This window comes from Herbiconiux ginsengi, assembly GCF_900107435.1.
GTDB lineage: Bacteria > Actinomycetota > Actinomycetes > Actinomycetales > Microbacteriaceae > Herbiconiux > Herbiconiux ginsengi.
This window is the reverse complement of record NZ_FNPZ01000008.1, coordinates 27,944-40,386: the sequence shown is the minus strand read 5'-3', so window position 1 is coordinate 40,386 and position 12,443 is coordinate 27,944. Positions and strand designations below refer to the sequence as shown.

The following is a 12,443-nucleotide window of genomic DNA, read 5'->3' as shown; positions in this document are numbered from 1 at the left end:
GGGGAAGGCACGGGGATGTCGACGATGCGACCGGATGACGAGACGAGAACCCGAGCGCGCGGCGGAAGACGCGCAGCGTCATCGAATCGGCGCCTCGCTCTCCGCGCGGTGACGATCGTCGCGGCGCTCGGGATCATCGCAGGCTCGTCGGTCGTGGGCGCGTCGGTGGTTTCCGCGTCGTCGGCCGCTGCCGCCTCTGCCGCGACCGCTGCGCAGTCGACCGGATGCACCCCCTTCCGTCAGCCGTACTCCGGCGATCCGGCCTACGCGAAGGGCGACAAGGTCACCTTCAACGGCAAGGCCTACGTCTCCACCTTCGCGCCCAATTGGTGGTCGCCCAGCGCCGCACCGCAATACTGGAGCGAGACGACGTGCACAACCAGCACGCCGACGCCTACACCGACACCCACCCCGACTCCGACTCCCACGGCAACTCCCACCCCGACTCCGACGCCCACCCCCACTCCGACGCCCACCGCGTGCCAGCCGTTCGCCCAGCCGTACTCCGGCGATCCGGCCTACGCGAAGGGCGACAAGGTCACCTTCAACGGCAAGGCCTACGTCTCGACCTTCGCCCCCAACTGGTGGTCACCCAGCGCCGCGCCGCAGTACTGGAGCGAGACCACGTGCACCACCAGCACGCCGACGCCCACCCCGACTCCGACGCCCACGGCGACCCCGACACCCACACCCACCGGGAACCCCGGAACACCTCCCACCACCGGCACAGCCAGCGGACTGGTGTTCAGCCCCTACAAAGACATCGCGCAGGCCATGTTCTGGAGCACCGGCCACCGGATGGGGACCACGGCGGTCAACGGCTCGGCCACCCCGCTCGTCGGCGCGGGCACGACGCTGCAGTCGACCCTGCCGCAGCTGGACACCATCACCTTGGCCTTCGCCACGGGCGAGTGCGGCACGGAGAACTGGGCCGGCGTGTCGGGCACGGACTTCGCCGCCGACAACGTCGCCGCACTGGATGCCGCCGACTACGACTACATCCTCGGCACCGGTGGCGCGGCGGGCAGCTTCACCTGCGCCTCCGCGGCGGGCATGCGCGCCTTCATCGACCGCTACGCCAGCGACAACCTCATCGGTGTCGACTTCGACATCGAGCGCGGGCAGTCGACGACCGACATCCGCAACCAGGTCGCGGCGGCGGCCGCAGTGCAGGACATCTACCCGAACCTGCGCTTCTCGTTCACCATCGCGACGCTCGGCGCCTCCGACGGCAGCTTCGGCGGCGTCAACACGACCGGCGACGCCGTGATCAAGGCGGTGCTCGCATCGCCGCTGCGCAACTACACGATCAACCTCATGGTGATGGACTACGGCCCCGCGTCGTCATCCGTCTGCGTAATGTCGGGCGCGATCTGCGACATGGGCAAATCGGCGATCAAGGCGGTCGCCAACCTGCGTCACAGCTACCCGGCGGTGCCCTTCGACAAGATCGAGCTCACCCCGATGATCGCGCTGAACGACATCGCCGACGAGACCTTCACCCTGCAGGACATCGACGAGATGACAGCCTACGCGGTCGCCAACAAGCTGGCCGGCCTGCACTACTGGTCGCTCGATCGCGACGTGCCGTGCGGCTCGACCGCACTCTCGAACACCTGCAACTCGACGCCGACGGTGCCGGCCCTGGGTTATACCAAGCGCTTCCTGACGGCCCTCGGGCGTCTCTAGGCTCGGCCGATCCGTCCCGGCAGGTCGACGCTCTGGTCGCCGACCAGCTGGGCGAGAAACCGGATCGCTTCCGACGAGGCGGAGTTGCGTTCGGTGGCGCAGATCACGAGGACCGGGCTCGCCATCGACAACCGGCCGATCAGTTCGCGAGTGTGGGTGTCCGTGAAGACCATCTCACCGGCATCGGGCCGGCGATAGGGGTCGTCCACCGCATCCGGATCCGACCGATTCGGTTTCGGGATGCTCGGAGGGCGCGACGTGTCCGGAGTCCTCGGCGAGCGCGCGGAGGTAGCTGCGTCCGGCGTCGTTCGACCGCAGCGCCGCCGCCAGGGCATCGAGCACCTGGGTGGATGCGCCGCCTGGCCCTGTTCGAGACGCGGCTGGCCAGCTGATCGCCCACCGGGTACGGATCTCGCGGTGATTTCGCGTGGGACCTTCGGCCCGACCCGGGTCACCGGCCGGGCGCACACTGGAGCTTCACTGATGAATGGAGAAGCACTATGGGTCGGGTTGAAGGCAAGGTCGCGCTCGTGAGCGGCGGAGCACGCGGTATGGGGGCGTCTCATTCGAGCCTGCTCGTTCGGGAGGGCGCGAAGGTCGTGATCGCCGATCTGTTGGACGCGGATGGCGCCGCGCTGGCCGCGAAGCTGGGTGAGAACGCGACCTTCGTCCACCTGGACGTGACCAAGCCGGATGAGTGGGATGCAGCCGTCGCCCACGCGACCAGCACCTTCGGCTCCCTCGACGTGCTGGTCAACAACGCCGGCATCGCCAACGGCGCCGCCCTGCACGAGTTCACCGACCAGATGTGGTCGACGATCATCGGAATCAACCTCACCGGTGTGTTCTACGGGATGCGCGCCGCCGCCCCCGCCCTCGCCGCCACCGGAAACGCCAGCATCATCAACATCTCCTCCGTCGAGGGCCTTCGCGGAAGCCCCGGCCTGCACGGATACGTCGCCGCCAAGTTCGGAGTCCGCGGGCTCACGAAGTCGGTCGCCGTAGAACTCGCCGCCGCCGGCGTGCGAGTGAACTCGATCCACCCCGGACTGATCGAGACGCCGATGACCGTCGGGATCGATGCCACCCGACTGCAGATCCCACTCGGTCGCGCCGCCAAGCCGGAAGAGGTCTCCAACCTGGTCCTCTTCCTCGCCAGCGACGAATCCTCCTATTCCACCGGCTCCGAGTTCGTGATCGACGGCGGGCTCACCTCCCACATCCCCGAAGGACGCACGGACTGACGCCTGATGAGTGTCCCGGGTCGAATGCCGACTCGATGCGTAGACGGTGGATGTCGTAGAAACGGCGACCGTGCTTCAACAGGGTGGCGGCGTCATTCCTACTCGCCGTGTCATGGACGGCGGCGCGTTCTTCGAACAGGGAGGACACATCCTCGTCCGGGTTGACGCGGGCGCTCTCGTCATCCTGGCCTACCTGCTCCTGTTGAACCCGCGCGACATCCGGCCGCCGGACTTGACATGATTGGTTCTCGGGCGTCGGGCCACGAAAGAACGGGGGGACACCTGTGAGCGAGCCGGACCATGCCACCGCGGGCAAGGCCTTCAGAGCGCCAACGCCATTCTCCCTTCGTCAACTCGAGTACTTCGTGGCCATCGCGGAGACCGGGTCGATCGCCGGCGCGTCGATCGCCACGCATGCATCGGGCTCCGCAGTGTCCGAGGCGATCTCCTCGCTCGAGCAATCACTCGGAGCGACGTTACTGGTTCGGAGGCGATCGAAGGGCGCGACGCTGACCTCGGACGGGCGCGTGATCCTCAGGATCGCCTACCGTTTGCTCGCGGAGGCGGAACTCATAACGGGCTCCGTGGGAGACCGCAAGTTCTCGCTGGCGGGGCCCGTCCGCATCGGCTTCACGGGCACTCTCGCCAATCACATCCTCCCCGACCTGGTGGTCGAAGTACAGGCGCAGCATCCGAACATCGCGATCGAGCATGTCATCGGCGACATGCCCACGTTGTTGGAGGCACACGACGCTGCGGAACTCGATCTGATCGTGACCTATGACTTGGACTTCATCCCCGAATTCTCCAAGCGCAAGCTCATGGCCGCCGAGATGATGGTGCTTCTTCCCCGCGACCACCCGCTCGCGAAGGAGCCCACGATCTCGCTGGAGGCCCTCGCGTCGCATCCGATGGTTCTCCTCGATATCACCGCGAGCCGACTCCACACCTTCGAACTCATGCGCGGCCGGGGTGTGACTCCTTTGATCGCATACCGCACGGACGACCGGGAATTGCATCGATCCCTCATCCAGCGGGGCCTCGGCTACGGGATTCAGCTGAATCTCGATCAACTCCCGTTGCCCAGCGAACTCCACGGTGTCGTCTACCTGCCCATCACCCCTCCCACTCCCACATTGGGAGTGCTCGTCGCCTGGCGCTCGAACCCGTTGCCCCCGCGAGTGGAAGCTGTCGTTGGGATCATGCAGTCCATCGCTGCACCTTCATAGGCTGAGCCGCAGAACAGATGTCGATACTTCCTGCTTTTCAGCGTTAGCAGTGCTCTGTGAGACTCCTCAGTGTTCCCCTCCGCGTCGACGCGTGGTGGACCCGACTCAATGAGGAGTGATCATGAAGCATTTCGTTCGCACGGCAATCGGCGCGGGAGCCGTCCTCTCGCTCAGCGTGGCTCTCGCCGCGTGCTCCACAGGAGACCAGGCGACGTCCGCCTCGGGCTCGGCCGCCACCGGCTCGTCGGATTGCGGTTCGCTGAAGACCGTCGCCCCGCGTGACGCCGACGGCGCCCTCGACTCGCTGAGCGACGCCTCAAAGGCGTTGTACAACGGTTACCCGTACGACATCTACCCGAGCAAGTGGGCCGACTGGAAGCCGAAGGGTCCCGGCCCTTACACCGTCGGCGTCGTGTTCGGCCCGCTTCGCAACGCCCACCAACAGGAGATCTACGACACCCTCGTGGAGGATCTCAAGGCCTCCCCATTGGTTGGGAACGTCGTGGCGTCCACCACGACCTCTGACGACGCGAGCGCGCAGATCCAGCAGTATCAGTCCGTCGTGCAGCAGGGCGCCGACATCATGATCTACCAGCCCGTCGCGGCAGACGCGTTCGTGGCCGCCGTCGACGAGGCAGCGGCCGCCGGAGTGCCGTCGGTGACTGCGCAGGCGCGGGTCGACACTCCGAATGCGATCAACGTGAACCCCAACCAGTACACCATCGCGGGTGAGTCGATCTCCCAGGTACTGACGGAGATGGGAGGGAAAGGCACCATCCTCGGCGTTCACGGAGTGCCCGCCTTCTCCGCCGACGTCACCTCGTTCGACGTGCTGAAAGACGCCATTTCCGCGTGCCCCGACGTCAAACTGGTCGGCGAGGTGACCGGCAATTTCGACTCGTCCGCCGCAAAGAGCGAGGTTCTCTCGTTCCTCTCCACCTACACGGGTGACGTGGACGGAGTCTTCCAGACGGCGCTGATGGCGCCGGGCATCATCAGCGCTTTCGAGGAGAGCGGGCTCCCGGTTCCGCCGGTCACCGACATCGCCGCCCAGGAGGGTTCGCTCGGCTACTGGATCAACCACAGCGACAGCTACCAGGGAGTCGGCATCGGCCAGGGCGCGGCCGCCACAGGCAACGCTGTCGCCGAGGTGGCCCTCGGAGTTCTCGCTGGCGGAGGAGTGAAGGTCAGCGACGTCGTGTTGAACCTCCCGCTCATCACCGACGACAACCTCGCCGACTGGGCCGACCCGTCGTGGGATCTCTCCACCGTCGGAACGGCCCCGGGCCCTGATGACGCACCCCTCGTGACCGACGAATACCTCGGCGAGATCTTCAACTCGCCCATCGCCTGATCGCCGCCATGACCACCGACAGACTGCGGAACATCCCGCAGGGACCCCTCCGTCTCGGCAAAGACCCTGACACCGACCCGCACTACCCAGGGCACGGGTACCGCCGCACGGAGTTCGACGACGGGATCGTCTTCGAACGCGACGTCGCCGTCGAGCTCCGTGACGGCACGACCATCTACGTCGACGTGTTCCGCCCGGCGGACAGCGGGAACTACCCGGTGCTGCTCGGCTGGGCGCCCTTCGGCAAGCATCCGCACGTGGACTGGGACCGCGACTTCCCCGGTGCGGACATCCCGCCCGGAAACTCCGCCGAGGCCGCGTTCGAAGCGGTCGATCCGCACGTCTGGGTGCCATGGGGATACGTCGTCGTGAATGCCGACCCCCGAGGCATCCGCTACTCGGAGGGCATCGCCGAATTCATGACGCTGCAGGAGGGTGAGGACGAGTACGACCTGATCGAATGGCTGGCGGTGCAGCCCTGGTCCTCCGGACGGGTCGCCACGACCGGCGTGTCGTACTTCGCGATGTCGGCCTACCGGGCCGCGGAACTCCGCCCGCCCCACCTCACCGCGGTCGTGCTCTGGGAAGCCCTGACGGACTTCTACCGTGACGTGAAGCTGCACGGGGGCATCCCTTCGCTGACCATGTCGCACGGCTGGATGCAGATGACGTCATGGTCGAACACAGCGGTGGAGGACCTCGAGGCCGCCATTCGCGAGCATCCGCTCTACGACGACTACTGGCAGCGCCGTGTTGCCGATCTCACGAGGATCGAGGTGCCGATGCTCCTGGTGTCGAGTTGGGCCAACCACGGCGTGCACACCCGGGGCACGTTCGAGGCCTGGGAACGGATCTCCTCGAAGCAGAAGTGGCTCGACGCGAACGGCCGGAAGGAGTGGGAGTACTTCTACTCCCCGGAGTCGGTCGCGAGGCAGCGAGCATTCCTCGACCACTTCCTGCACGACCGGCAGACCGAGCTGGCCGAATGGGCCCCGGTGCGGCTCGAAGTACGCGAATCGCTGCACCGGAGCTCGGTGCGGTGGGAACAGGAGTATCCGCTCGCCCGGACCGAGTTCCGTCCGTACCATCTCGACGCGGACTCCGGACGGCTGTCGCCGCAGCCGCCGTCCGATGTGGCAACCGTCACCTACCCGGCCGACACGGGGCATGCGCTCTTCGACCTGCCCTTCGACACCGACACCGAGATCGTCGGCCCGGCAGCGCTCCGCCTGTGGATCGAAGCGGTCGGTTCCGACGATGCCGACCTCTTCGTCGGCCTGCGGAAATTCGACGCCGAAGGCCACGAGGTGAACTTCAAGTACATCGGCTTTTCGAACGAGGGCATCGTGGCGCTCGGCTGGCTGAGGGTCTCGCACCGTGAGCTCGATCCGGAACGCTCGACACCGGCCAGACCCTACCCCCGGCACGCCAGCGAACAGCGGCTGTACCAGCGTGGTCCGGTCTACGTCGAGGTCCCGATCCTCGACTCGGGCACCCTGTTCGAGAAGGGATCCCGCCTGCAGCTCGAGATCGCCGGCCACGACATCGTGCAGGGGGCCGGGATGTTCCCCCGGCACTCCGAGACACGCAACAAGGGCCTGCACGTCATCCACACCGGCCCGCAGCGGCAGAGCAGCCTGCTGCTGCCCATCGTTCGGGAGGGATCATGAACCCGGGCGGCGCCCCGATCCTGCTGAGCTGCACGGAGATCGCGAAGTCGTTCGGTCCCACCCGCGCGCTCGTCGAGGCCTCACTCGAGGTGCGCGGCGGCGAGGTCCACGCGATCCTCGGCGAGAACGGCTCGGGCAAGAGCACCTTGGTGAAGATCGTCGCGCAGATGCAGCGCCCTGACAGCGGCGCACTGGTAGTCACCCCGCGAGGCCGGTCGCTCGGCCCGGCGCATCGCACGGTGGCGACAGTGTTCCAGGAGGTACTCGTCGTGACCGGCCAGAGCATCGTCGAAAACGTGTGGCTCGGCGCGGACGGCGTCTTCGGGAGCCCACTGCCGCGGCGCGCCAAGCGCCGCGCCGCGGCCGAGATCCTCCACCGGTTGTGCGGACGCGAGCTCGACCTCGACGCACCGGTCGCGCGCCTGTCCCTGAGTGACCAGCAGGCCTGCTGCATCGCTCGGGCCCTCGTCCGCGAGCCCGACCTGCTGGTGCTCGACGAAGCGACCTCGGCCCTGGACCTGCAGACGCGGGATCGCTTCTTCGACCTGCTCCGCGAACTGCGCGCTGACGGGATGGGAACGGTCTTCATCTCCCACCGGATGGACGAGCTGCTCGGTCTCTCCGATCGAATCACCGTGATGAAGGCCGGGAGGACGATCGCCACCGTCGACCGACTGCAGGCCACAGCCGACACTCTCGTGCGCCTCATGACGGGCGGCACGCGAGACGAACGCACCGCCGACCGGAAGCCCCCGGCCATTGCAGGCCGGCCCGTACTGCGGGCGGATGACCTCCGGCTCACGCGCAGCTCCGCCCCGATCGACCTCGCGTTGCACGCGGGCGAGATCGTCGGCGTCGCGGGGCTCGAAGGGCATGGGCAGGAGCGGCTGCTCCTCGCGCTCTGGGGCGAGGGCGCGCAGAGCGGCTCGGTCACCCGTCTCGACGGCACCAAGCGCGTCGACCGGCTCCGTTCGCCACGGCAGGCCGCTCGCAGCGGAGTGGCTTACGTGCCGCGCGATCGCCGGAAGGCGTCGATCTTCGCCCCTTTGTCGATCGTGGAGAACTTCGCCGTCACGACCCTTCGCGCCGACACCCGGCTGGGCCTGATCTCACCGAAGCGTCGCGCCCGGCGATTCCGCGGCTTCCAGGAGCGGCTGGCGATCCGGCTGGGCCGCCAGGAGGATGCGATCACCACGCTGAGCGGTGGCAACCAGCAGAAGGCGATCCTCGCCCGCTGGCTCGCGACCGAGCCCGAGGTGTTGCTGCTGAACGATCCGACGCGGGGCATCGACCATGGAGCGAAGAACGACATCTACGACCTGCTCCGCGGACTCGCGGCCGAGGGAGCGGCGATCGCCATGCTCTCGAGCGAGCTGGAAGAACATCTGACCGTGATGGACCGGGTGATCGTCATGCGCGAGAACAGCGTGTTCGCTGAGTTCTCGGGCGACTCCCTGACCCGCGAGAACCTGGTTTCGGCCTTCTTCGGCGTCGGCGAGGAGGTGCCGGCATGACCGGCTTCCGCGCGGCGCTGGTGCGTCGGCCGTACCTGATCGCCGTGGTGCTCGCCGCCATCCTGCTCGCGGTGAACGTCGTCGCGATGCCGTCGGCCGCAGCAAGCTACTGGCCGGGACTGATCGCGAACCTCGCGCCGCTCGCCTTCGTCGCCATCGCGAGCACCCCATCGGTGCTCGGCGGCGGAATCGACCTCTCGATCGGTCCGCAGGTGGTGCTCTCGAACATCGTGATCGTGATGGTGCTGCTCCCGGCCGGGATCGACTCGCCGTGGGCGGTCATCCCGATCGTCCTCGCCCTCGGAATCCTGATCGGCACGATCAACGGCGTGCTCGTGGCATTGCTGCGATTCCCGGCGATGATCGCGACGCTGTGCGTGATGTTCGTCCTGATCGGCATCGCGCAGCGCCTCGCCCCACAACCGGCCGGCGGCAGCACGCCGTGGATCGAATTCCTCACGAGCCGCGCCGGACTCTTCCCGATCGCGGCCCTGGTCATCGCCGTGCCGTTCGCGGTGTGGCTGGTGCTGCGCCGCACGTCCTTCGTCAGGAACCTGCTCGCCGCCGGCGGCGACCCGATCGCCGCGACATCGGCCGGCGTCCCGGTTTCGGCGGTTCGGCTCCTGTCCTACACGCTCGGCGGCCTGTTCGCGTCCATCGGCGGGCTCATGCTCACCTCCCTCCTGCGCTCTGCGGATGCGAGTCAGGCCTCGACGCTCGTCCTCATCGGCCTCGCGGCGGTGGCCCTTGGCGGCACCGCTTTCACCGGAGGCCGCGGTGGCCTCCTCGGATCTCTCGCCGGAGCACTCTGCATCTTCCTGATCCAGAACCTCCTCACCGCGTTGAGCGTGCCCGCGGTGTGGATCAACGTGATCTACGGCCTGCTGCTGGTCGGCTCCGTCGTTCTGAGCGCGTCGTTGCTCAGCCAGAAGAATGTGAGGCAGCCGGTATGACCGACACGGCCCCAGCGGCGGCGGACACGACGTCGCCGACGCGAACGCACCGCTTCACGCGGAGCCTGAAGCGCTACCCGATCGTGCAGGCCGCCGCGCTGGTCGTGGTGTTCCTCATCGGCGTCCTCACCCTCGACGGCTTCGGCACCGGCCGGAGCATCACGAACATCCTCATCACCGCCTCGTTCCTCGGCATCGCCGCAGCCGGGCAAACCCTCGTGGCGCTCGTCGGCGGGATCGACATGTCGATCGGCGCCGTCATCTCGGCGTCGGCGATCCTCACTTCCTACCTCTACGGCGGTCTGGGCTGGCCGGACGTCGCGGTCTTCTCGTTCGTGCTGGTCTTCGCTCTCCTCCTGGGCGCGGCCAACGGCTACATCGGGCAGCGCTTCGGCGCCAATCCGCTGATCGTCACTCTCGGCAGCGGGTTCGTGGCGGTGGGTCTGGCGCAGGTGATCAGCGGCGGCGGTTCGGACAGCGTCAAGGCGCCGGAGTGGCTCGGCATGCTGAGCCGGCCGGTCTCGACCACGTTCGGGCTCCCCGTCCCGCCCATCGTCGTGATCTGGATCGCACTCATCGTGATCGTGATGGTCATGCTCACCTCCACGCCCTTCGGCAAGCGCATCTACGCCACGGGCGCGAGCGCCAACGCAGCCCGGCTCGCGCTGATCAGCGTGCGCTGGGTATGGGTGCTGGTGTTCGGGCTGAGCTCGGTCCTGGCCGCTTTCGCGGGCATCCTGCTCGCAGGCTTCGCCGGCAGCGGCAACACCACCCTCGGCGACCCGTACCTCTTCCTCGGGCTCGCGGCCGTGATCGTGGGCGGCACCACTCTCGACGGCCGGGGCGACTACCTGCGTACGGCGCTCGCGGCGCTGCTGCTCGTCGTCGTCCAGACCATCCTGGTGGGCTTCGGGTTCACGAATGCCGATCGCCAGATCATCTTCGGCCTGCTGCTGCTCGTCGCTGTGGCGGGCTACATCCGTCAACCCAGGCTTCGCGACCTCATCTGAGCGCGAGGAAAGCTGAGAACCATGAACGAATCATCCGAGACCATCGAGTTCCGAACGCTTGCCGGCGTCGACCCGCGCATCGCGGTGCCGTTCCGCCGCGCGATCTCACCCGCCGAACGGGGCCACCCCGGCTTCCGGCCCGGCACCGAGATCCTGGCCGCAGGGTCGGTGCACCGCGACGGCGGCGCGGCGCTGACCTGCGACATCCGTCTCGACCGTGACGTCGAGGTCGTCCTCCGGGATGGCACCGTGCTCTACGTCGACGTGTACCGGCCCGTGGGCGACAGCCCGGTGCCCGCCATCCTCTCGTGGAGCCCCTACGACAAGACGAGCACGACTGGGCTGAAGAACGACCTGTTCGAGAACCGGATGCACGTGGAATCGGCCTGGGAAGACGGGCTCGACATGTTCGAGAGCGTGAATCCGGGCTACTGGGTCGCCCACGGGTACGCCGTCGTGAACGCCGATCCACGTGGGATCGGCTTCTCGGGCGGAGACATCCAGATGTTCGGTCATCAGCACGCCCTCGACGAATACGACACCATCGAATGGCTCGGTGGCCAGCCCTGGTGCGACGGAAAGGTCGCTCTCGCCGGCAATTCCTGGCTGGCCATCACCCAGTGGTTCGTCGCCGCCCTGCGGCCGCCCCACCTCGCCGCGATCGCCCCCTGGGAGGGGCTGAGCGATCTCTACGCCGAGTCTGCCTATCGGGGCGGCATGCCCGAGACGGTGTTCTCCCCGATGATCCTCGGTGGTCTCGTCGGGCTGGGCCTGATCGAGGATCAAGCGGCGATGATCGACAGCAATCCGCTGTTCGACAGCTACTGGCGATCGAAGAAGGCCGACCTCGAACGAATCGAGGTCCCCGCCTACATCGTCGCGTCGTGGACGAACCTCATCCACACCCGAGGAACCTTCGAAGCCTGGCGACGCGTGGGGTCGGAGCGGAAGTGGCTGCGGGTGCACAACACCCACGAATGGCACGACCTGTACCGGCCGAGCGGGGTGGAGGAGCTGCGGCGCTTCTTCGACCACGTGGTGAAGGGCGTCGACAACGGATGGGACGCGACCCCGCCGGTGCGGCTGAGCATCCTCGACCCCGGACACGAAGACGAGATCAACCGTCCCGAGAGCGGTTTCCCGCTCAGCCGGGAGCGGCACCACCCGCTCTATCTGCAACTCGACGAAGCGCAGCTCACCGCCTCTCCAGCGGCAGCCGTGGCGAGCCTGAGCTACGAGCCCGACGAGACGGGGATCGTGTTCCACCACACCTTCGACGAGGACGTGGAGGTGACCGGGTACAGCAAAGCGCGCCTCTGGATGTCGGCCGAGGGCGCCGACGACCTGGATGTGTTCGTGACGGTGTCCAAGGTCGACGGCGCGGGTCGGGAGCAGCTGACCCAGGTCGTGCCCGACCGCACGCACGCGGGGGCGAACGGACGCCTGCGCGCGTCTCGCCGGGCCTTGGACGAGGAGCGATCCACCGCTTCGGAGCCGGTGCACAGCTTCCGGCTCGTGCAGAAGCTCGCCGAAGGCGAGGTGGTGCCGCTGGAGATCGGCCTCTGGCCCTACGGCATCCGCTTCCACGCCGGCGAGACGCTCCAGCTGCGCATCAACGGCGCCGACCTGCTGCGACGACCGGAGTTCCCGGACATGCCGCCGAGCCCGACGATCAATCGCGGGCGTCACGTCATCCATGTGGGCGGCGCCTACGACAGCCACCTTCTCCTGCCGTTCGTGGACGGCGCCCCCTCCGACCGGCAGAGCTGAAGGCACAGAG

Annotated in this window: 11 protein-coding genes; 10 read left to right on the top strand and 1 reads right to left on the bottom strand. The window is 67.5% G+C overall.

Features of this window, described 5'->3' with window-relative positions; all coding sequences use genetic code 11:
- Positions 1-108: 108 nt before the first annotated feature.
- Positions 109-1,689: a carbohydrate-binding protein gene (locus BLW00_RS23650; protein ID WP_175494523.1), complete on the top strand. Its 1,581-nt coding sequence runs from the start codon at positions 109-111 to the stop codon at positions 1,687-1,689.
- Here BLW00_RS23650 and BLW00_RS21410 read toward each other — a convergent pair.
- Positions 1,686-1,898, bottom strand: a complete 213-nt coding sequence (locus BLW00_RS21410) for a hypothetical protein (RefSeq protein ID WP_092558106.1) — start codon at positions 1,896-1,898, stop codon at positions 1,686-1,688. The two genes, BLW00_RS23650 and BLW00_RS21410, sit on opposite strands and share 4 nt — an antisense overlap.
- A gap of 291 nt (positions 1,899-2,189) precedes the next feature.
- Here BLW00_RS21410 and BLW00_RS21405 point away from each other — a divergent pair, with 291 nt between their 5' ends.
- The 9 genes from BLW00_RS21405 (at position 2,190) to BLW00_RS21365 (ending at position 12,433) form a co-directional block, all read left to right on the top strand.
- The gene (locus BLW00_RS21405) at positions 2,190-2,933 is read left to right on the top strand and encodes an SDR family oxidoreductase (protein WP_092558104.1); all 744 of its coding nucleotides are present in this window, start codon (positions 2,190-2,192) and stop codon (positions 2,931-2,933) included.
- A 70-nt stretch (positions 2,934-3,003) separates the two neighbouring features.
- A complete protein-coding gene (locus BLW00_RS21400) occupies positions 3,004-3,174 on the top strand; it encodes a hypothetical protein (protein ID WP_217634469.1) in 171 nt (56 codons plus the stop codon).
- A 43-nt stretch (positions 3,175-3,217) separates the two neighbouring features.
- Complete coding sequence (locus BLW00_RS21395; RefSeq protein ID WP_092558100.1) at positions 3,218-4,162, top strand: LysR family transcriptional regulator; 945 nt, start codon at positions 3,218-3,220, stop codon at positions 4,160-4,162.
- A 121-nt stretch (positions 4,163-4,283) separates the two neighbouring features.
- Positions 4,284-5,516, top strand: a complete 1,233-nt coding sequence (locus BLW00_RS21390) for a substrate-binding domain-containing protein (protein ID WP_092558098.1) — start codon at positions 4,284-4,286, stop codon at positions 5,514-5,516.
- Between the two features lie 8 nt (positions 5,517-5,524).
- Complete coding sequence (locus BLW00_RS21385; RefSeq protein ID WP_092558096.1) at positions 5,525-7,186, top strand: CocE/NonD family hydrolase; 1,662 nt, start codon at positions 5,525-5,527, stop codon at positions 7,184-7,186.
- Positions 7,183-8,700: a sugar ABC transporter ATP-binding protein gene (locus BLW00_RS21380; protein WP_092558094.1), complete on the top strand. Its 1,518-nt coding sequence runs from the start codon at positions 7,183-7,185 to the stop codon at positions 8,698-8,700. The genes BLW00_RS21385 and BLW00_RS21380 overlap by 4 nt, the downstream gene beginning before the upstream one ends.
- The gene (locus tag BLW00_RS21375) at positions 8,697-9,653 is read left to right on the top strand and encodes an ABC transporter permease (protein ID WP_092558092.1); all 957 of its coding nucleotides are present in this window, start codon (positions 8,697-8,699) and stop codon (positions 9,651-9,653) included. Before BLW00_RS21380 ends, BLW00_RS21375 begins: the two co-directional genes overlap by 4 nt.
- Positions 9,650-10,663: an ABC transporter permease gene (locus BLW00_RS21370; protein WP_092558090.1), complete on the top strand. Its 1,014-nt coding sequence runs from the start codon at positions 9,650-9,652 to the stop codon at positions 10,661-10,663. Before BLW00_RS21375 ends, BLW00_RS21370 begins: the two co-directional genes overlap by 4 nt.
- A 21-nt stretch (positions 10,664-10,684) precedes the next feature.
- Positions 10,685-12,433, top strand: coding sequence for a CocE/NonD family hydrolase (locus BLW00_RS21365; RefSeq protein WP_092558088.1), 1,749 nt, complete (start codon positions 10,685-10,687; stop codon positions 12,431-12,433).
- Positions 12,434-12,443 lie beyond the last annotated feature (10 nt).

What these genes read in the sequence shown, in the direction of transcription:
- BLW00_RS21405 (WP_092558104.1), top strand. Translation starts at nt 2,190, where the DNA reads ATGGGTCGGGTTGAAGGCAAGGTCGCGCTCGTGAGCGGCGGAGCACGC.
- BLW00_RS21390 (WP_092558098.1), top strand. Translation starts at nt 4,284, where the DNA reads ATGAAGCATTTCGTTCGCACGGCAATCGGCGCGGGAGCCGTCCTCTCG.
- BLW00_RS21385 (WP_092558096.1), top strand. Translation starts at nt 5,525, where the DNA reads ATGACCACCGACAGACTGCGGAACATCCCGCAGGGACCCCTCCGTCTC.
- BLW00_RS21380 (WP_092558094.1), top strand. Translation starts at nt 7,183, where the DNA reads ATGAACCCGGGCGGCGCCCCGATCCTGCTGAGCTGCACGGAGATCGCG.
- BLW00_RS21375 (WP_092558092.1), top strand. Translation starts at nt 8,697, where the DNA reads ATGACCGGCTTCCGCGCGGCGCTGGTGCGTCGGCCGTACCTGATCGCC.
- BLW00_RS21370 (WP_092558090.1), top strand. Translation starts at nt 9,650, where the DNA reads ATGACCGACACGGCCCCAGCGGCGGCGGACACGACGTCGCCGACGCGA.
- BLW00_RS21365 (WP_092558088.1), top strand. Translation starts at nt 10,685, where the DNA reads ATGAACGAATCATCCGAGACCATCGAGTTCCGAACGCTTGCCGGCGTC.